The organism is Pantoea sp. sgz302252, from assembly GCF_042610525.1.
Lineage (GTDB): Bacteria > Pseudomonadota > Gammaproteobacteria > Enterobacterales > Enterobacteriaceae > Erwinia.
Genome location: NZ_JBHDVM010000006.1, coordinates 194,116 through 214,557, shown reverse-complemented (window position 1 = coordinate 214,557; position 20,442 = coordinate 194,116). Strand labels below are relative to the sequence as shown.

The following is a 20,442-nucleotide window of genomic DNA, read 5'->3' as shown; positions in this document are numbered from 1 at the left end:
TTAGAAACCAGCTGGAATATGAGCAGAAGGCCGGGTTACTGTTCACTGCCGTACAGGCAGCTTAGAAACCCGTGCTGGCAGCCGTCAGCGGGTTTTCCAAGTTCACTGCCGTACAGGCAGCTTAGAAAGGAGGAACCGATACAGCAATTGGTTTCGGGGTGTTCACTGCCGTACAGGCAGCTTAGAAATTGCGAAAGTTCGTTAAAAAACGGCTCAAGGCGTTCACTGCCGTACAGGCAGCTTAGAAAAGATATCAGTATAACGCTCATAAGATTTATGAGTTCACTGCCGTACAGGCAGCTTAGAAATCAGTGATATCAGGTCGGTTTAAGATGAAAAAGTTCACTGCCGTACAGGCAGCTTAGAAAATAACCAGCCAGCCGCGCGCCTTCCACGTTGTGTTCACTGCCGTACAGGCAGCTTAGAAAATTACAGACCTGCCGCAAACTATCCCCCAATTGTTCACTGCCGTACAGGCAGCTTAGAAAATGAATTTGGCGCGCCTAAGTTCACCCGCGAAGTTCACTGCCGTACAGGCAGCTTAGAAAACCTACCGCTTGATGAAGCCATGACGCTGAACGTTCACTGCCGTACAGGCAGCTTAGAAAATCTAGCGACCGGACAGCTAGTTGCCATTAGTGTTCACTGCCGTACAGGCAGCTTAGAAACGATGTCGCCACAGGTTTGGCCAAAACTGCCAGTTCACTGCCGTACAGGCAGCTTAGAAATGATTATCCAGCCGCGCGAGTCGGATGCGGAAGTTCACTGCCGTACAGGCAGCTTAGAAAAAACCGGATTAATAGTTTTAGCGGCCCCTGTTGTTCACTGCCGCACAGGCAGCTTAGAAATGGTATTGCGGAGAACGCGAAATCGAAACGATGTTCACTGCCGTACAGGCAGCTTAGAAATACACCCGCTAAATGCTCTCGCCTGTTGTGCCGTTCACTGCCGCACAGGCAGCTTAGAAATCATAAACTCATGAGGAGATAACGATGGATGAGTTCACTGCCGTACAGGCAGCTTAGATACGACGCTTTTGTACTGATTCCCGCGAATAGGAGTTCACTGCCGTACAGGCAGGCTGGTCATGCATCGTGCCGAAGTCTTTGCGTCAGTAACAGATAAAATTGCTACCATTCTCTCTTTAATTTTTTTGATGTTTTAATACACTGTTCGGTCTCTAAAAGTAAAACCGGGCCGATATTCTGTTGGCCAAACGCAAGGAATGCGTATGGAACAGCTTAAACCTTCCGATCTAAAAACTATCCTTCATTCAAAGCGCAGTAATATCTATTACCTGCAATATTGCCGCGTGTTGGTTAACGGCGGGCGCGTAGAATATGTCACGGATGAGGGAAAGCGTTCGCTTTACTGGAATATCCCCATCGCCAATACCACGGTCATTATGTTGGGCACGGGCACTTCCGTTACTCAGGCCGCCATGCGCGAATTTGCCAGAGCTGGCGTGCTGGTGGGTTTTTGCGGCGGTAACGGCACGCCGCTCTATGCCGCTAATGAAGTAGAAACAGCCGTATCCTGGCTAACCTCGCAAAGTGAATATCGTCCCACCGAGTACCTGCAAAATTGGGTAAGCTTCTGGTTCGACGAAGAGAAAAGAGTTTCGGTGGCAATCGCTTTCCAGCGGGTTCGCATCGAACAAATAAAAAAGCATTGGTTAAACGAGCGTGTAGCGAGGCAAGAGAAATTTATTATTCAGCCATCCGCGCTTCAGTTCCTGCTTGAACGTTTCGAAAAAAGCCTGATTACCTGCACCAGCGTGCAATATCTGTTAACGCAGGAAGCAGTGCTGACAAAAGCACTTTATAAGCTGGCGGCGGAAGCCACAAAATATGGTGACTTTACCCGGGCAAAGCGTGGCGGCGGTTCGGATGTCGCTAACCGTTATCTGGATCATGGCAATTATTTGGCCTACGGGCTGGCTGCTACCGCCTGTTGGGTTACAGGTTTGCCGCACGGCCTGGCGGTATTGCATGGTAAAACCAGGCGCGGCGGCCTGGTTTTTGATGTGGCAGATATAATTAAAGACGCGTTGATTTTACCACAGGCGTTTATTTCCGCGATGGCGGGAGAAGACGAGCAGGAATTTCGTCAGCGCTGCATCGCCAGACTGCAAAAGGCAGATGCGCTGGATCTGATGATCGAAACGCTGCAAACCACGGCAGACTACTTTGGCCGGGCGAATAAATGAATATTTTACTGATATCCCAGTGCAACAAGCGAGCGCTGGATGAAACGCGGCGTATTATCGATCAGTTTGCAGAGCGTAAAGGCGAAAGAACCTGGCAGACAGCTATCACGCTGGAAGGCGCGAATACACTGCGAAAATTACTGCGTAAAACCGCCAGGCGCAATACCGCCGTTGCCTGCCACTGGATTAAAAGCTCCGGCCAGACTGAACTGCTCTGGATTGTCGGAAATTTACGGCGTTTTAATCGTGACGGCAGCGTACCGACAAATACTACAGAACGCGACGTGCTGAAAAGCCAGGATGAAAACCAGTGGCAAAGCGCGCACGCGATTGGCCTGCTAGCGGCTATAGCGGGCCTGTTCCATGACTTCGGCAAAGCAAACCAGCTTTTTCAACAAAACCTGTTTGGCGAAGGAAAAACTTATCAGCCTTATCGTCATGAATGGGTATCGCTACGGCTTTTCTGTGCCTGGGTTGGCGAAAGAACTGATGCGCAATGGTTACAGGCCCTGGCCAATGTTCACACCGAAGATGAAGCGGAAATGCTTAACAGGTTAATACATGAACCCACTACAACAAATCCTTTTACTACTCTGCCGCCCGTAGCTGCGACGGTTGCCTGGCTTATCGTGTCGCACCATCGCTTGCCGGTGTATCCTACAGGCCGGAGCAATCCGCCGCAGCTGAACGAAACGGAGAGCTGGCTGACTCATCAGCTGGAACCGGTCTGGAATGCGCTGAATCATTTAAAACATGACTGGCAGAGCAAGGAGCTAAAAAAGCAGTGGTCTTTTGCGCAGGGAACGCCGATCGGAAGCCGCATCTGGCGCGCCAAAGCGCAAAAAATTGCTCGCCGCGCGCTTGCTCAACCTTCTTTGTTGCGTTTTGCTCAGATCAGTCAGCTGTTCACCTGCCATATGGCAAGGTTGACGCTGATGCTTGCCGACCATTACTACTCCTCTTTACCCGCCACGCCTGGCTGGCAGGATGCCGACTATGCAGCATTCGCCAATACTGAAGCACAGCGTTTGGGTAAGCAGAAGCTGGATGAACATAATCTTGCCGTAGCGCAGAACGCTTTATTATTGGGCAACAGCCTGCCGCACCTGCGCAAAACGCTACCGTCGATTTCGCGGCACAAAACCTTCCGCGCCCGTGCGACAAATAAAAATTACCAATGGCAGGATCGCGCATTCGATCTGGCTGCTTCGGTACGCGATAAAACCGAAAGCCAGGGGTTTTTCGGCGTAAATATGGCTTCCACAGGCTGCGGGAAGACTTTTGCTAATGCCCGTATTATGTATGCCCTGAGCGATGAAAAGCTGGGCTGTCGTTTTAGCGTTGCTTTGGGGTTGCGTACCCTGACGCTGCAAACAGGAGAAGCCCTGCGCGAAAGACTACGGCTTGAAGAAGACGATCTGGCAATGATGATTGGCTCTCAGGCGGTAAAAGATCTGCATCAGCATTACAACTTCAGTGATGAAGAAGAAAAGGATACAGGCAGCCAGTCTACCGAAGCGCTTTTTTATGAGCATCAATACGTACGCTACGACGGTAGCCTGGACGATGGCAGGCTCAGCCGCTGGCTGCAAAAAAAAGGAAAACTGCATCAGTTGCTGAGCGCGCCAGTGCTAATAAGCACCATTGACTACCTTATTCCTGCCACAGAAGGGCTGCGCGGTGGCAAGCAGATAGCGCCGATGCTCAGGTTATTAACGAGCGATCTGGTGCTGGATGAGCCAGACGACTTCGATATCAACGATCTTCCCGCGCTATGCCGACTGGTAAATTGGGCGGGGATGCTGGGATCGCGCGTCCTGCTTTCTTCGGCGACTTTACCTCCCGCATTAGTGCTTGCGCTTTACAACGCCTATCGTTATGGCCGCGCCGAATGGCATAAAAACGCCGGGCTGACGGAAGCTGCGCCGCCGGTCTGCTGTGCCTGGTTCGATGAGCATGAAGCGCTATATCAGGATATTACGACGGGCAGCGAATTCCGGCAGCAGCACGATGCATTTGTAGTGAAAAGAGTAATTAAGTTACAACATGCTAAGGCGCTCAGAAGAGGCAAGCTGGTGGAAGTTACTCCCAGGAGCGTCAAAGAAAGCGATGTGCTGGATGCGCTGGCGGCAACGTTTTATCAATCTATGCTTGCGCTTCATCAGGCGCATCATCAAAAACATGAGAGAAGCGGAAAGTGCATATCGCTGGGCGTGATCCGCATGGCGAATATCAATCCGCTGGTTGCGGTGGCAAAGCGTTTGCTGGCAAAGGCCGCGCCGGAAAATACGCAGATCCATTACTGTATCTATCACAGCAGGCACCCTTTGGCGATGCGTTCATATATAGAAAACCGGCTGGAAGCAGTCCTGACGCGCCACGATGAACAGGTGATCTGGAAAGTCCCGGAAATAGAACAGGCGTTGAAAAACAGCCAGGCACAGCACCACCTGTTTGTGGTGCTGGCCAGCCCCGTATGTGAGGTTGGCAGGGATTTCGATTTCGACTGGGCTATTGCCGAACCTAGCTCAATGCGCGCATTAATCCAGCTGGCCGGACGCGTGCAGCGCCACAGGCAGCTTGCGCCTTCAGAGGCCAATATTTATCTGCTGCGAAAAAATTATCGGGCATTGCGCTCTCCGAGTGAGGTCGCCTATAGCCATCCCGGCTTTGAAAGCGACAGGTTTCGGTTTGCCAGTCATGATCTTCACGATTTGTTGCCCGAAACAGAAAATTTTGTAATTGATGCCAGGCCGCGCGTGCAGGAACGCAAAGGCATGCAAACGAGCGGGCCTTTTGAGCATTTTGTCGATCTGGAACACGTCAGATTGCGTACAGAGTTGCTGGGAAAAAAGCGGGAGCCAGAAAAATATTGCGCGGCGCTGTGGTGGCGTAAGCCGGTGAGCTGGTGTGGCGAGATGCAAAAGCGGCGGCCTTTTCGGCAGTCATCGCCCGATCGGCTGCATTATTTGCTGATTGAGGACGAGGGGGAAAAGCCGACTTTTTACCAACCGGATGAGGGATTCGCCGGGCAGAAAACAAGTGCTATTGATAATATTGCCGATCCTGAGCTGGCGGAAGACGTAACCATGTGGATAAAGCCGGACTATCAGCAGCTTTATACGGGACTGGCCGATGAACTGCGTATGGAGCTGGTGGAAGTCAGCAAAAGGTTCGGGGAGATACGGCTGCCTGAACGTGATGAGGAGTGGCGTTTTCATCCGCTGTTGGGCGTGTTTGGCGCACTCGACTGAGTGCGCCGCTGCCTGTACGGCAGGAAGGAAGTTTATCACCTTAGGTGACAGAAACTTATTTCTAAGCTACCTGCTCGGTAGTGGTTAAATGATAACGTTTCAATGCTGCTATGCAAGTATATTTTAAATAAAAGTCAATTAATTCCATAAGCTTAATTAAAATCCCCAATAAGTATTTTAAAGAAGCGTTTCAGTCTTAAATTCATAATAATTTATTTACTTTTTGTTTAATTATCAGCTTGAGCGGTGTATAAGGGCGTGACATATAAGGCCGCAGTGGTGATTTGCATACAAATACTTAGGTGGAATTATGAGATTTAAGAGTTTGAAGAAAAGTTCTTTAATTGGGCTAGGGGTTATCATATTGATAGTGCTTTGTATAGCCATATCAAAGCAAGGCATCAAAAATGTAAACATAATGGATAGCCAAGGTTCGGTAAAATCGATATATTTTTCATTAATCTCAGTTTTTGTAGATAAATAAGTTTTAATAATGTGGAGGCAAAGGATGCCAAAAGAAGGACTTTCATCATTTATCGTCTCGTATATAGCAGAGCGGAAATCGCTGAAGCATGAGGATTTGGAAAAAAAAGAGGCAAAAGTGCTGGCAGGTGCGCAGTTAGGAGTGGAACAGGCCGCAGTCAAAAACGACTATGCAAGCCAGTACGCAGAGTTGGATCGGAAGTACGAAACGCGAAATTGGCTAAGCGATGCGGCCAGGCGAGCGAGCCAGATTAGCCTGGTGACTCACGCCCTGAAATATACGCATAGCGATGCCAAAGGCAGCAGCTTTTATCAATCCTCTGGCGCTAAAAAAACAGATTGTCTTTCTTCCGCTTTTTTAAATATTCCTGAACTTGACGCAGTCGGCAACGCTGCCGCGCTTGATGTTGCCAAATTATTGCAAACTGAATATCGGGGCGACTCGCTGATTGCCAGCCTGCTCCGAAACGATAGTTCCGCGCTGGCGGCACTGGCGGAAAATGAGCAGCAGCTGGCGGAATGGGTTGCAGGGTTCAAACAGGTGTTATCTGCTTTTAATCCAGCCTCACACAAGCTGGCAAAACAGATTTATTTTCCAATTGGCGATGGCCGGTATCATCTTCTCAGCCCGCTTTTCCCGACGTCATTGGCTCATGCGCTACATGAACGCCTGACGGTATCGCGTTTTAGCGATGAGGCTAAAGAGATTGCCGCCGCAGTTAAAGCCGGAACCTGGCACAGTCAGCTCAGAACCCTTTACCTAAATACTGCTATCCAAAACTTTGGCGGCACTAAACCGCAAAATATCTCTTACCTTAACAGCACTCGCGGCGGCAGAGTCCGGCTATTGTCCTGCGCTGCCCCGGTCTGGCAATCTATCAATAAGCCGCCTTTAAAATACAAGTCAATTTTCCATTTCCGCAGTGAGTTTTCACGGCTGGCGCGCTCGAGCGTGGAAAGTCTGAAACGGCATTTGATCGGTGTTTATAACAAAGCTAACAATGAACAAATCCGCCAGCAGCGCGCAAGTTACGTCGATGAAATTATCGATATCTTATTTAACTACGTAACCGGTATTCAGCAGCCAGAATTCGCCCGCTGGAGTGAAAATGAAAACTGCGAGCTAAAAAAAGCGCAGCAGTTTTGGCTGGACCCGTTTCGGAGTAATACTGACGAAAATTTTCGATTTGAGCGGGAGGCGGGCGACTGGAAAATTGAAGTCGCACGGGATTTTGGCTACTGGCTAAGCCGCCAGCTTAGCGTTACTCCGCTGAATATGGGGGAGGTGGAACGGCGTTATTTCTCAACGGCAGCATTATTTAAAAATCGCCTGCGTGAAATGGAACAGGATTTGAAAGAGGAGCTGTTATGAGCCATCTGATTATTTTGCGCCGCCTGCGCGTGGAAAACGCCAATGCCATTGCAGGATTTACATGGGGTTTTCCCGCTATTACTAATTTTCTCGGCTTTACACATGCACTGTCGCGCAAGCTGGAAAAAAGCCACAGGTTAAGCCTGAACGGCTGCGGCGTTATTTGCCATCAGCAGCAGATCCATGCGCACTCATCCGGTTACGATCATCTCTTTTCCCTGACGCGGAATCCATTAACCAAAGAGGCAAAAACAGCCCCATTTAATGAAGAAGGGCGGATGCATCTTACTGTCTCGCTGCTGTTGCAGTGCGAAGGCAGTATTGAAGGTGGCGAACAGGGCGCGGCGGCGCTGGCGCAGCACCTTTATAAGCTTTGCCAGATGCAGCGGCTGGCCGGCGGCATAATCTACAACCTTGAACGAGTTGATGTAATCAGCTGGCCAGAAGAAGAGCAAGCGACGCGAAAGATCCTGCGTCGTCTGTTGCCTGGCTTTGCGCTGCTGGATCGCTCGCCATTGTTGGCTGAACATTTTAAACAACTTCAGCAGCAGCATCCGCAGGCGGAAATGCTGGATGCCTGGCTTGATTTCGCCAGTCTGAAAATGCGGGCCGTAACGGAAGTCGAAGATCCGCAGCCGGGCGATAAGGCGCGCTGGGAATATCAGCCGAAACCGGCGAGCGGTTTTCTGGTGCCGTTAATGACAGGTTATCGCGCTATCTCCCCAGTATTTGAACCAGGCCAGGTCGCTAACTCACGGGATAACGAGACACAATTCTGCTTTGTCGAAGCGGTATATGGTGTTGGAGAATGGCGCAGTTTGCATCGTATAAATCAGCTCGAAGAGCTGCTATGGCATCATCTGTATGAAAACGAACATTACCTTTGCCGCAGCGGCCAGGCGGTAAGCTCAATGATTTACGAAGAATTCGAAGACGAATTTAATGACGATTAATTAATAAGGAAATTAACAATGGCTAAAGCAACTATCAAAACCGCTTCCGTACTTGCTTTCGAGAAAAAGTTAGCTAATTCCGACGGCATAATGTTTGCCGGGAAATGGCAGCAGGAAGAGCCGTGGCAGCCAATAGCGATAAAGGAAAAAGCAGTGCGCGGCACCATCTCTAATCGTCTTAAAAATGCATTAGCGAGCGATCCGGCGAAGCTGGATGCTGAAATCCAAAAAGCTAATCTTCAGCGTGTGGATGTGGCGGCGCTGTCGGCAGATAACGACACGTTAAAAGTTGTTTTCACACTGCGCGTTTTGGGGAATCTTGCCACGCCTTCAGTTTGTAACGATCAGCCTTACCAGGCTGAACTGACGCAAGTTATTAAGGGGTATATAGCTGAGCACGGTTTTGGCGAACTGGCCGCACGCTATGCCGAAAATATCGCTAACGGGCGTTTTTTGTGGCGCAACAGAATTGGCGCGGAAACGATCAAAGTTAACGTAAGCCGTGGCGAGAAAAGCTGGGAATTTAATGCTCACGATTACAATATGCGTGCTTTTTCTCAACCGCAGGGTGATTTGGCACAGCTGGCGGAGGCTATTGCCGAAGGATTGGCCGGAAAAGCTTTTGTCCTGCTAAACGTGGAGGCTTTTGTACGGCTGGGCAATGGGCAGGAAATCTTTCCTTCTCAGGAGCTGGTACTGGACAGCAACAGTAAAAAAAGCAAGGTGCTGTATCAGGTTGAAGGAACGGCAGCCATGCACTCGCAAAAAATTGGCAACGCGTTGCGCACTATCGATACCTGGTATCCTAAAGCTGACGAACCCGATATGGGGCCGATTGCAGTAGAGCCCTATGGCTCGGTGACCAGCCGTGGTCTGGCTTATCGCCAGCCAAAACAAAAAATGGACTTTTATACGCTGTTAGATAACTGGGTGACCAAAGGAGAGACGCCACCAGTTGAGCAACAGCATTATGTTATCGCCACATTGATCCGTGGCGGCGTCTTTGGCGAGAAAAGCGAATAGGACGGCGGCATGAAATATTATCAGGATGTCATTATCTTACCCGATCCGGAAATTACGGATGAGGTCTTGATGGCTGCGCTTTTCGCTCAACTTCATCTGAAATTAAATCAGGCTGGGGAAGGACGAATTGGCGTCAGTTTTCCTGCCGTAGGATTAACGCCTGGCAACCGCTTGCGGCTGCATGGCAATCAGGAAGACTTAAAAGCGCTTGCTGCTACTCAGTGGTTCGATAACCTTAAGGAATACATTTTTTGCAAATCGATTCGGCCAGTGCCAGAAGGCTGTCGTTATCGTACAGTAAGAAGGGTGCAGTATAAAAGCAGCGCCGAACGGTTACGCCGCCGTTCAATAAGAAAAGGCTGGCTGACGCCAGCACAAGCACAAGAGAAAATCACTGTGCTAAACGAAAAGCGCGGCAGGCTGCCTTTTCTGCCGATGAAAAGCCATTCAAACGGCCATACATGGCTGCTTTTTTTTGAACACGGGCCGCTAAAAGAAAAGCCGTCTGCAGGCATGTTCAGCAGCTATGGCCTGAGCGCCGAAGCAACGATCCCCTGGTTCTGACAGTGAAGACCCTTTTTTTATAGCCTTACGTAACTGATTGAATATAAAGGACGATATTTACAGTCGGAAAAAAGGGTTTTTTAACCAAAAATGAAAGAACTATTAGTTGTACAGATATTTACGTGCTAAAGCTAACAGTTCACTGCCGCACAGGCAGCTTAGAAAATGCCGACGCTCTGTAATGCCCGAATAACCACGTTCACTGCCGCACAGGCAGCTTAGAAAATTATCAACGGCGAAAGACTGGCACATCTCTGGTTCACTGCCGCACAGGCAGCTTAGAAAAATGCCCAGGCCACTATTGATCAGCTGCAGCGGTTCACTGCCGCACAGGCAGCTTAGAAAAGCTGCATTAGATCGACGCGATAATTTTGCCAGTTCACTGCCGCACAGGCAGCTTAGAAAGTCGCCGGATCCGTTGTGGCCTCATGCATATCGTTCACTGCCGCACAGGCAGCTTAGAAACGGTACTTGCCGAAGTCACCGGCGGCCCGAAAGTTCACTGCCGTACAGGCAGCTTAGAAACCAGCCGCCGCTATCAGTGCTGCTGGTGCTGTCGTTCACTGCCGTACAGGCAGCTTAGAAACATTAAAGCCTCCGGAGCCGTTGCGCCTTAGCGTTCACTGCCGTACAGGCAGCAAAAAGAGCCTGGCCGGAAGCGGGCTCGTTTACCGCTATGCCGCCTTAACAACAAGCTCTGACTGGTTAACTGGCTAAATTAACACCCAAGGCAATAAAGATAAGGCTTGCACACTATGTGGATAATTTACCATGTTAACGATGTTGCTTTTTTGTAAACAGATTAACATCGCACCAAAATCCTGCTATGCTGGCCTCCGCGAAACCGGGCACCTCACCCTACAGAAAAGAACGCAAAACCTTTTGCGGTTAGCCTGAAGGCGCCCGGTTATTACACTGTGAGCGAGGAGAACGTCGTGCTAGAAGAATACCGCAAGCACGTTGCCGAGCGTGCTGCCGAAGGGATCGTTCCTAAACCATTAGATGCTTCCCAAATGGCCGCGCTGGTTGAACTGCTTAAAAACCCGCCAGCGGGTGAAGAAGAATTCCTGTCCGATCTGTTAATTAATCGAGTTCCGCCGGGCGTTGACGAAGCGGCCTATGTAAAAGCCGGATTCCTGGCTGCTGTCGCCAAAGGCGAAGCGACCTCTCCTCTGGTTACTCCTGAAAAAGCCGTTGAGCTGCTGGGCACCATGCAGGGCGGCTACAACATTCATCCGCTGATTGAAGCGCTGGACGACGAAAAGCTGGCACCGATTGCCGCCAAAGCGCTGTCCCATACGCTGCTGATGTTTGACAACTTCTACGATGTGGAAGAAAAAGCCAAAGCCGGTAATCCGCACGCCAAACAAATCATGCAGTCCTGGGCCGATGCCGAATGGTATCTGTCGCGCCCAGAGCTGGCGGAAAAAATTACTGTTACCGTCTTTAAAGTTACCGGCGAAACCAATACCGACGATCTTTCTCCTGCGCCAGATGCCTGGTCACGCCCGGATATTCCACTGCACGCGCTGGCGATGCTGAAGAACGCCCGTGATGGCATCGAACCGGATCAGCCTGGCACGATCGGCCCAATCAAACAGATTGAAGCGCTACAGGCAAAAGGTTTCCCACTGGCCTATGTTGGCGACGTAGTAGGTACCGGCTCTTCTCGTAAATCCGCTACCAACTCGGTGCTGTGGTTTATGGGCGACGACATCCCGAACGTGCCGAACAAAAAAGGCGGCGGCGTGGTGCTGGGCGGTAAAATCGCGCCAATCTTCTTTAACACTATGGAAGATGCGGGCGCGCTGCCGATCGAAGTGGATGTCGACAAGCTGAATATGGGCGATGTGATCGACATCTTCCCTTATAAAGGCGAAGTGCTGAACCACGAAACCGGCGAGCTGCTGGCGAATTTCGAGCTGAAAACCGACGTGCTGCTGGATGAAGTGCGCGCGGGTGGCCGTATTCCGCTGATTATCGGTCGCGGCCTGACTACTAAAGCTCGCGAAGCTTTAGGCCTGCCGCACAGCGACGTATTCCGTCAGGCGAAAGATGTGGCGCCAAGCACGCGCGGCTACTCGCTGGCGCAGAAAATGGTTGGCCGCGCTTGTGGCACCGAAGGCGTGCGTCCGGGCGCCTACTGCGAACCGAAAATGACTTCCGTAGGTTCGCAGGATACCACCGGCCCAATGACCCGCGACGAGCTGAAAGATCTGGCCTGTCTGGGCTTCTCCGCCGATCTGGTGATGCAGTCATTCTGTCATACGGCGGCCTATCCGAAGCCTGTTGACGTCTCCACGCACCATACGCTGCCGGACTTTATTATGAACCGTGGCGGCGTATCGCTGCGTCCGGGCGACGGCATCATCCACAGCTGGCTGAACCGTATGCTGCTGCCGGATACCGTTGGTACAGGCGGCGACTCCCATACCCGTTTCCCGATCGGCATCTCTTTCCCGGCGGGTTCTGGTCTGGTGGCCTTTGCGGCAGCAACCGGCGTGATGCCTCTGGATATGCCAGAGTCCGTGCTGGTGCGCTTTAAGGGTAAAATGGAGCCGGGCATTACGCTGCGCGATCTGGTTCACGCCATTCCGCTGTATGCCATCAAGCAAGGTTTGCTGACCGTAGAGAAGAAGGGCAAGAAAAACATTTTCTCTGGCCGTATCCTGGAAATCGAAGGCCTGCCGGATCTGAAAGTCGAGCAGGCGTTTGAGCTGTCCGATGCCTCTGCCGAACGTTCTGCGGCTGGCTGTACCATTAAGCTGGGCAAAGATCCGATCATTGAATACCTCAACTCCAACATCGTTCTGCTGAAGTGGATGATCGCGGAAGGCTATGGCGATCGCCGCACGCTGGAACGTCGTATTCAGGGCATGGAAAAATGGCTGGCGGATCCGCAGCTGCTGGAAGGCGACGCGGATGCGGAATACGCAGCGGTGATCGAAATCGATCTGGCCGATATCAAAGAGCCAATCCTGTGCGCGCCAAACGATCCGGACGATGCTCGTCTGCTGTCGGATGTGCAGGGCGAGCAGATCGACGAGGTCTTTATCGGTTCCTGTATGACCAACATCGGCCACTTCCGTGCGGCTGGCAAACTGCTGGATAGCCACAAAGGCCAGTTGCCGACGCGTCTGTGGGTGGCGCCGCCAACCAAGATGGATGCGGCGCAGCTAACAGAAGAAGGGTATTACAGCGTCTTCGGTAAAAGCGGAGCGCGCATCGAAATCCCAGGCTGCTCGCTGTGTATGGGCAACCAGGCGCGCGTAGCTGACGGGGCGACGGTGGTTTCCACTTCGACCCGTAACTTCCCGAACCGTCTGGGTACCGGCGCGAACGTTTACCTGGCTTCTGCCGAGCTGGCTGCGGTCGCCTCGCTGCTGGGCAAACTGCCGACGCCGGACGAGTACCAGCAGTTTATGGCGCAGGTGGATAAGACAGCGGTGGATACCTATCGCTATCTGAACTTCGATCAGCTTAACCAGTACACTGAGAAAGCCGACGGCGTGATTTTCCAGACGGCGGTTTAACGCTTAAGCTACTAAATAAAAATCCGGGGCTGTTTTCAGCGCCGGATTTTTTTATGCGCCAATAAACACCACTGGCTGTGGAGGTGGTCGCTGTTTTTCCGGCAGATTGTTGCGATAATTATAACTATCGGCGATTATGCGCGCCCTCGGCAAAGCCGTTCAGAGGAAAACAGCATGGAATACGAATTTTTACGCGACGTTACCGGTCAGGTAAAAGTACGCATGTCGATGGGCCACGAGGCTATCGGCCACTGGTTTAACGAAGAAGCGGCAGACAATTTAGTGCTGCTGGATGAGGTGGAAGCCGCCGTAGCGGAAGTTAAAGGCAGCGAGCGCCAGTGGCAACGAGTGGGCCGCGAATACACCATCTGGCTGGATGAAGAGGAGGTGATCGTGCGTGCTAACCTGCTCAGCATTGAGGGCGACGAGATGGAAGAGGGCATGAGCTACTACGATGAAGAAAGCCTCTGCTTCTGTGGCGTGGAAGATTTTCTGGCGGTGATTGCCGCTTACCGCAGCTTCCTGCAGGGACGCTAAACCAGCCTGTAACTATTTGCTCATTTTTAATGTTTTCATCTGCGATCTTGATCATTTTTATTCACGATTGATTTATTAAAATCAACTCGGGATAACAAATGAGGCAGGATGCTAATGAAACTGAAAAAAACCATCGAAAAAATTCCCGGCGGCATGATGGTGCTGCCGCTGGTCACCGGAACCGCCATCAATACCTTCGCACCGCAGCTGCTGGAAATCGGCGGCTTTACCACAGCACTCTTCAAACAGGGTGCCGCGCCGCTTATTGGCGCTTTCCTGGTCTGTATGGGCGCCGGGATTAGCTTCGGCGCGGCGCCAAAAGCCATTCTGCAAGGCGGCAGCATTACGCTGACCAAACTGCTTGTCGCGGTGGCGCTTGGGTTTAGCGTAGATAAACTGGCAGGCGCAGAAGGTTTTTTTGGCCTCAGCAGCGTGGCCATCATCGCCGCGATGAGCAATGCCAACGGCGGTTTATATGCGGCGCTGACTGGCGAGTTTGGCAGTGAAATTGATGTAGGCGCAACGCCGCTGATGAGTATGAGCGACGGCCCCTTTTTCACGCTTATCGCGTTGGGCGCGGCGGGCATGGCAAGTATCCCATTAATGGCGCTGGTCGCCGTCATAGTGCCGCTGTTGATCGGTATGCTGCTGGGCAACCTTGATGCGGAGATGCGGCAGTTTCTTACCGCTGGCGGCCCGGTACTAATCCCTTTTTTCGCCTTCGCGCTCGGCACCAATATCAATCTGGCGATGTTGCTGGAAGGCGGTATCGCTGGCGTGGCGCTCGGTCTGCTGACCACCTTCTTCGGCGGCTATTTTAACGTACGCGTCGATCGGCTGGTGGGCGGAACGGGCGTAGCGGGCGCGGCGGCCTCCAGTACGGCTGGAAACGCGGTTGCCACGCCGCTGGCAATAGCCCAGGCCGATCCTTCTCTGTTGCAGGTAGCTTCAGCCGCAACGCCGCTGATCGCTGCTTCTGTCATAACCACGGCGATCCTCACGCCGCTCTTCACTTCATGGATAGCTAGACGTAACGTTCTGCAGGAGGCTAAATTATGAAAATGCTGGTGATTGCCGATGATTTTACCGGCGCGAATGATACGGGCGTGCAGCTGGCGAAAAAAGGCGCACGTACAGAGGTACAGCTGCAAAGCGGAGCGGCGGTGAATAGTCGGGCAGATGTGTTGGTGATTAATACGGAAAGCCGCGCCGTCAATCCGCAGACGGCTGCGCAACGCGTTACCAAAGCAGTGCTGCAATACGCCTCGCAGCATCCAATTATTTATAAAAAGATTGATTCCACTTTTCGCGGCAATCCTGGTGCGGAGATCGCCGCAGCGCTGGAGGCGACCGGCGCGCGTCTGGCTATTGTCGCGGCGGCGATCCCTGCGGCAGGCAGGACGACGCAGGATGGCTACTGCCTGGTCAATCAGCAGCCTCTGCACACCACCGAATTCGCCAGCGATCCGAAAACGCCTATCCGCAGTTCGCGCATTGCGACCATTCTTGCCAGCCAGACTGCTTTGCCTGTGCAGGAGCTTTCACTGACCGCGATACGCTCGGCTTCCCTCAACGAACAGTTAACCGCGCTGGCGGAACAGCGGCAGACGCTGGTGGTTATGGATGCAGAAACGGAAGAAGACCTGAATGCTATCGCCCATGCCTCAGCGCGGTTGGCTTGTCCCGTCGTCTATGCGGGCGCAGCCGGGCTGGCTAACGCCTTGCCTACAGCCTTATACCTGCAGCCGCGTAGCCGCCTGCCGTTGCTGATAGTTGCCGGATCGATGAGCGAAGCGACTCGCACACAGATTCGCTATGCCAGCGAACGTAATCAAACAGGGATAGTCGATATTTTTCCGGAAGCTTTATTGGACGATGAGGCAGTTTTTTGCATTAACCGGTTGGCTGATGAAGCGGCGGCTATTTTACTACGCCAGCAACACTGCATTTTGCGCACCAGCCGCAGTGAGCAAGAAAGAGCCTTAATCGACAGCCTGTGTGAGCAGTGGAAGCTGACCCGTCAGCAGCTTGGCGAAACCCTCAGCCAACGCCTGGCTGAGTTAACGCTGGCTATTCTCCGCCGGGCGCAAATTGGCGCCCTGTTTCTGACCGGCGGCGATATCGCTACGGCGGTTGCCGCAGGCGTTCACGCTCAGGGCTATCGTATTGCAGGCGAGCTCGCGCCCTGTATTCCCTGGGGCTATTTTACCCACAGCGATATCGACGATTTGCCGGTAGTGACTAAAGCAGGCGGTTTTGGCGGGGAAAAGGCGCTAAGCGAAGTCATTGAATTTCTGGAGCAGTTGGTTGATGCCGGCAAATAACAATATGCACGGGAGATTACAGGCTTTTTTTGCAAGTATTTCGCCAATGAGCCAGTTAGGCTTAGCCCCTTTTAAGAGGTAGCTATGTTCGTTAACAGAGCGGGAAATACATCCCCAACTAATCAGGTATCCTCCACCCAGGAAGCATGCCAGAAAAGCAGCAGTAAAGTCGGTAGCAACTTAAACGGCGTTGGCAACAGCCATGCAGAGCTGAAAAAACAGTTCGGGCATCGGCGACAAAATGCGATTTACATTGAGCCTTATAAAAAAAACGAGGCAAAAGGTCTATCGCGCATTTCAGAGTAAATTCGCCAGCCATAAACAGATAAAGTCCTGGTTTTGCCAGGACTTTATCTGTAATCCAATGCCAGCGCTAAAGAGAAGCGCCGCCGCAGATAACCAGCTCCTGACCGGTGATGGCGCTGGCGGCGGGCGAGAGCAGATAGCTCACCAGCGCGGCCACCTCCTGCGGCTGGATATAGCGCCCGATAGGCGGCAGTTTCGGCGGCGAGCTTTCGCGGCCCGGCTGGCTCAGCATTGGCGTTTGTGTAGCGCCAGGCGCGACGATATTAACGGTAATGTCGCGCGGCGCCAGCTCCGCCGCCCAGCTTCTTACCATGCCTTTCATTGCCGATTTGGTGGTCACGTACTGGCTACGACCCGCCGCGCCGGTAGAGGTACGGCTGCCAAGCAGCACGATACGTCCGCCTTCCGGTAGCTGTGTTGCCAGCTGGTTCGCCAGCACTTCCGCTACGCGAATATGCAGTTGCCAGAGCTTCTCGCTTATTTCCTCATCCAAATCGCCCAGCGGCGCGGCTTTCATCATGCCTGCTGCGTGGATCACCGCGTCTACTTGTGGCAGCGTGGTAAGCGCCTGCTTCAGCGCTGCGGTATCAAACAAATCCACAGAGAGCGAGTTAAAAGCTGGGTTATCGCGCTTAACCAGCGTGCGGCTCAGCCCGGTTACGCGCCAGCCTTCCTGCAACAAAAGCTCAGCGATGGCGGCCCCAATACCTGAGCTAACGCCGGTAATCAGCGCGTGACGGCTCATACTGCCTCCAGAGGGATCTTAAAGACCGCTTTGCGGATCGATGCCGGTTCGCCAACGGCGCAGAGCGCCTGATGCGCTTCGCCAGGATAAAAAATAGCGAAGTCACCCGGCTGTAAATGCACCGAATGCGGGAGTTGCGGCTGCCCAACGATAAACAGATCCGGCTTGCGCTCTTCTGCCTGCTGCTGGCGGGCATCGGCGCAGGAAAAGTAAATGATCTCTTCGCCCTCCAGCAATACCTGAATATCAAGATACTGACGATGGAACTCGGTATGGCGCGTTTCACGCGGCGCGGTTTGCGCCATACCGATGTTACAAAACCAGTTTTCGCCCTGCGGCTGAATCTTTCCGTCATCATGGGCCAGCAGCGCGGAAAGACTATATTCAGGTCTGGAAAGTAGCGCATATAGCGAAGAAGGCAGCGTTGCCATGGTCAGCGTCGCCAGATTACCGGTAATCATTGCGCCTCCTCAGCCCAGGCTTCGTCCACTCGAACATATTTAATCGCCTGGCGGAAATAAGTGTAGGCAATATGCAGTTCGCCGTTTACGCCCTGTTTAATGCTGGGATAGGAGAACTCGCGGTTCAGCTTCTGCTGCGAGTTATTGGTCATGCAGTAGCCGTCTCCCTCGTCGAGATTACGCTGCCACGGCCAGCTTTTACCGCCATCTTTTGAAATCGCCAGCGTCATCGGCGCTCGCGGCGCGCCCCAAAAAGCGGTTTTGCCCCTGTGAACTACAGGCTCTGCGGCAACGGCCACGTCGTCGTCTTCATCCTCGATTTCGTCGTAAAGCGAAAGCCGACGCTCGCTGGCCCCTTCAGCGCTCATAGCATTAAACACCAGCGCCAGATCGCCATTCGCCAGCGTGGTAGCCTGAATCGATGAGTTATTATTTGGTAGCTCAGTCGGCTGCGGCGCTGACCAGCTTTCGCCGTTATCGTCTGAGCGGCTGGCATAGATATTATCCGCCCAGCGGCTGCGGAACAGCGCCAGTAGCGAGCCGTCTTTCAGCAGCGTAATATTCATATGCACGCAGCCGGTGCTTTCCGGCACCGCTACGTCGCGCCAGGTTTTGCCCTGGTCGGCGGAGATTTTTACCGCGCTGGTATCATAGTTACCGACCCATTTTTCGCCGGGATGCGTGGTGCAGTAGAACACCGGCAGCAGCCAGTTGCCATTGGGCAACACCACAATTGGCTGGCGGATAAAGGTGCCGGGCTTATCCAGCAGCGTGGCAATCGGCCCCCAACTTTTGCCGAAATCGTGCGACTGGCGAAAGCGCACGATGGCCGTATCCTGATTGCCCGACTTCTGCGCTGTCCACAGTAGCCACAGCACGTTGTCGGGTGCAAGAAACAGCACCGGATTCTGCTCGGAACGGCTGCTGTCATCAGAGAGCTTCTGCGGCTCGCTCCAGCGCTCGCTGTTTTTTGCCAGCCGCGAGCACCAGACGGAGATATCGGCAATGCCTTCCTGAGTGCCGCCGAACCAGACGCAAAGCAGGTCGCCGTTCGGCAGCGGCAGCAGGTTGGCCGCGTGGTTCTGCGGGCAAGTCGAAGGCAGCATCGCTACCAGCTGGCGTGGATCCTCGTTGGCCGGATGCACCAGGCCGTTACGTTCCACTGTCAGGGATTCACTCATATCAGGCTCCACTTTTTTGCATGCTGTTGTCGGTTTTCTTCAGGCTCTGACGGCTCGGGATCATATAGTCGATAGCCATAATCACTGCTGGCGTAATCAGCGCGATATACATGTTGTTAATGCCGAAGGGGTCGCCCAGCACAAACCAGACGGAAGTCATTACGCAGGCGCCAATCAGTCCCCAGTTCGCGCCGCGAGCGCTTTTAAACATCGGCAGATAGAAAGCGATAATCGCCACCACGGAGATCGACAGGCGGATCGCGCGGGTAAAGAAAGAGAGTTTCAGCACTTCCGGCACGAACAGCACGAAAACCAGCGGCGCGAAGCCGATCGCCAGCGACAGCCAGCGGGTCATTTTAAACTCGCGTTCCGGCGTAGGGTTGCGGTACGGCACGTAGAAATCTTTCACGATCAAGGAAGCGATAGCCAGCGCCACGGTGCCGACGCTGACAAAAATCGAAGCGACCAGCGAAGTGGTGACGACGCCTGCCAGCCACGGGCTCATATCCTGTAAAAATACCGGCAGCGCATAGAGGCTATGAATATCCGGATGCAGATATTTTGCCGCTACGCCAATCAGCGCGATGGCGATACCGATCGGCAAGCAGAAAAAGAAGGCAACCCAGGTCGCGCGCCGCGCCGCAGCGGGACTTTTAGTGGAAGAGATAGCCTGGATCACAAACTGGGTGCAGAAGATCGAGCCGATAGTGCCGATTAACCAGGCGACGATAGTGCTGGCACCCACGTGGCCGTCCCACGTCCAGTAGAAGGAAGGCATTTTCTCTACCATTGGCGTAATGCCGCCGGTCATCTTCAGCGCTACGCCCAGAATAATCAGGATGCCGACATATTTCAGCGCGCTGTGCAGCATAGTGACCCACGCCATGCCTTTCATGCCGCCAAAAGCAAAATAGAAAGTACTGACGACAGCGGTAATAAAAGCCGCCACGGGAAGATTAACTTTTAATACGGTGGAAATAGCCGCCGCGCCGCTGACATAATTACCTACGTTTACCAGTAGCAAGGCGTAAATCATAATAATGGAGATAATATTTTTGGTGGTGCTGCCATATTTCTCCGCTACCGCGCCGGAAATGGTAATTTTGCCGGTATTATAAATTCTTTTAACCAGCAGCAGCCCAAAAATGGGAAAGCCGATCGCTGCGCCTATTACCGACCAGGAAGCGGCGAAGCCATTTTCAAATGCGGCCTGCGCCGTGCCGATAGTGGATTTGGCGCCAATATATTCCGACATCAGCATAATACCGACAATAAAAGCCGGCATGGCGCGCGAGCCTTCCATAAAGTCGCCGGAGCTTTTACTTCTTAATCTGTAGGTCAGCCAGGTAGTAAATAAAATATAGGCGACCACCATGCCAATAATAATTAACGTGCCTTCAGCAGAAAACTCTTTCATTGTGATGCCTCACTATGATTGGGCGCGGCGGCCTTGCGGCTCTTTTCACGTCCCTGTAGGGTTAAGCGCCTGAGGCGGCG

General features: G+C 52.7%; 14 protein-coding genes and 2 CRISPR repeat arrays (1 of these 16 only partly in view). Of the genes, 10 read left to right on the top strand and 4 right to left on the bottom strand.

What is annotated here, in order from left to right; all coding sequences use genetic code 11:
* A CRISPR array of direct repeats spans nt 1–1,088; the repeat unit is 28 nt; unit sequence GTTCACTGCCGTACAGGCAGCTTAGAAA; it reaches 141 nt to the left of the window's first position.
* Between the two features lie 143 nt (nt 1,089–1,231).
* The 10 genes from cas1f to ACETPC_RS13225 all read left to right on the top strand — a co-directional run bounded on the left by cas1f (nt 1,232) and on the right by ACETPC_RS13225 (nt 16,252).
* A complete protein-coding gene (gene cas1f, locus ACETPC_RS13270; protein ID WP_380181981.1) occupies nt 1,232–2,209 on the top strand; it encodes a type I-F CRISPR-associated endonuclease Cas1f in 978 nt (325 codons plus the stop codon).
* Nucleotides 2,206–5,463, top strand: coding sequence for a type I-F CRISPR-associated helicase Cas3f (cas3f, locus tag ACETPC_RS13265; RefSeq protein ID WP_380181980.1), 3,258 nt, complete (start codon nt 2,206–2,208; stop codon nt 5,461–5,463). The genes cas1f and cas3f overlap by 4 nt, the downstream gene beginning before the upstream one ends.
* A gap of 508 nt (nt 5,464–5,971) precedes the next feature.
* Nucleotides 5,972–7,318 carry a type I-F CRISPR-associated protein Csy1 gene (csy1, locus tag ACETPC_RS13260; protein ID WP_380181979.1) on the top strand — a complete coding sequence of 449 codons (1,347 nt, stop codon included), beginning with the start codon at nt 5,972–5,974 and terminating at the stop codon, nt 7,316–7,318.
* Nucleotides 7,315–8,271: a type I-F CRISPR-associated protein Csy2 gene (csy2, locus tag ACETPC_RS13255; RefSeq protein WP_380181978.1), complete on the top strand. Its 957-nt coding sequence runs from the start codon at nt 7,315–7,317 to the stop codon at nt 8,269–8,271. The genes csy1 and csy2 overlap by 4 nt, the downstream gene beginning before the upstream one ends.
* 18 nt (nt 8,272–8,289) lie before the next feature.
* Nucleotides 8,290–9,294 carry a type I-F CRISPR-associated protein Csy3 gene (csy3, locus tag ACETPC_RS13250; RefSeq protein ID WP_380181977.1) on the top strand — a complete coding sequence of 335 codons (1,005 nt, stop codon included), beginning with the start codon at nt 8,290–8,292 and terminating at the stop codon, nt 9,292–9,294.
* Between the two features lie 9 nt (nt 9,295–9,303).
* On the top strand, nt 9,304–9,858 hold the full coding sequence (gene cas6f, locus ACETPC_RS13245) for a type I-F CRISPR-associated endoribonuclease Cas6/Csy4 (protein ID WP_380181976.1): 555 nt from the start codon (nt 9,304–9,306) through the stop codon (nt 9,856–9,858).
* Nucleotides 9,859–9,995: 137 nt separating this feature from the next.
* A CRISPR array of direct repeats spans nt 9,996–10,497; the repeat unit is 28 nt; unit sequence GTTCACTGCCGCACAGGCAGCTTAGAAA.
* A 296-nt stretch (nt 10,498–10,793) separates the two neighbouring features.
* Nucleotides 10,794–13,391, top strand: a complete 2,598-nt coding sequence (gene acnB / locus ACETPC_RS13240) for a bifunctional aconitate hydratase 2/2-methylisocitrate dehydratase (protein WP_380181975.1) — start codon at nt 10,794–10,796, stop codon at nt 13,389–13,391.
* A 174-nt stretch (nt 13,392–13,565) separates the two neighbouring features.
* A complete protein-coding gene (yacL, locus tag ACETPC_RS13235; RefSeq protein ID WP_380181974.1) occupies nt 13,566–13,928 on the top strand; it encodes a protein YacL in 363 nt (120 codons plus the stop codon).
* A gap of 114 nt (nt 13,929–14,042) precedes the next feature.
* Nucleotides 14,043–14,987: a 2-keto-3-deoxygluconate permease gene (locus tag ACETPC_RS13230; protein WP_380181973.1), complete on the top strand. Its 945-nt coding sequence runs from the start codon at nt 14,043–14,045 to the stop codon at nt 14,985–14,987.
* Complete coding sequence (locus ACETPC_RS13225) at nt 14,984–16,252, top strand: four-carbon acid sugar kinase family protein (RefSeq protein WP_380181972.1); 1,269 nt, start codon at nt 14,984–14,986, stop codon at nt 16,250–16,252. The genes ACETPC_RS13230 and ACETPC_RS13225 overlap by 4 nt, the downstream gene beginning before the upstream one ends.
* Before the next feature lie 373 nt (nt 16,253–16,625).
* On the opposite strand, the gene ACETPC_RS13220 is transcribed toward ACETPC_RS13225, so the two are convergent.
* Genes ACETPC_RS13220 through ACETPC_RS13205 form a run of 4 tightly spaced genes read right to left on the bottom strand, consistent with a single transcriptional unit; the run spans nt 16,626 to nt 20,362 of the window.
* Nucleotides 16,626–17,303 (bottom strand): SDR family NAD(P)-dependent oxidoreductase, encoded by a 678-nt coding sequence (locus tag ACETPC_RS13220; protein ID WP_380181971.1) that lies wholly within the window; start codon nt 17,301–17,303, stop codon nt 16,626–16,628.
* Complete coding sequence (locus ACETPC_RS13215) at nt 17,300–17,764, bottom strand: YhcH/YjgK/YiaL family protein (protein ID WP_380181970.1); 465 nt, start codon at nt 17,762–17,764, stop codon at nt 17,300–17,302. The genes ACETPC_RS13220 and ACETPC_RS13215 overlap by 4 nt, the downstream gene beginning before the upstream one ends.
* A complete protein-coding gene (locus tag ACETPC_RS13210) occupies nt 17,761–18,945 on the bottom strand; it encodes an exo-alpha-sialidase (protein ID WP_380181969.1) in 1,185 nt (394 codons plus the stop codon). Before ACETPC_RS13210 ends, ACETPC_RS13215 begins: the two co-directional genes overlap by 4 nt.
* Before the next feature lies 1 nt (nt 18,946).
* Nucleotides 18,947–20,362, bottom strand: a complete 1,416-nt coding sequence (locus ACETPC_RS13205) for a sodium:solute symporter family protein (protein ID WP_380181968.1) — start codon at nt 20,360–20,362, stop codon at nt 18,947–18,949.
* Nucleotides 20,363–20,442 lie beyond the last annotated feature (80 nt).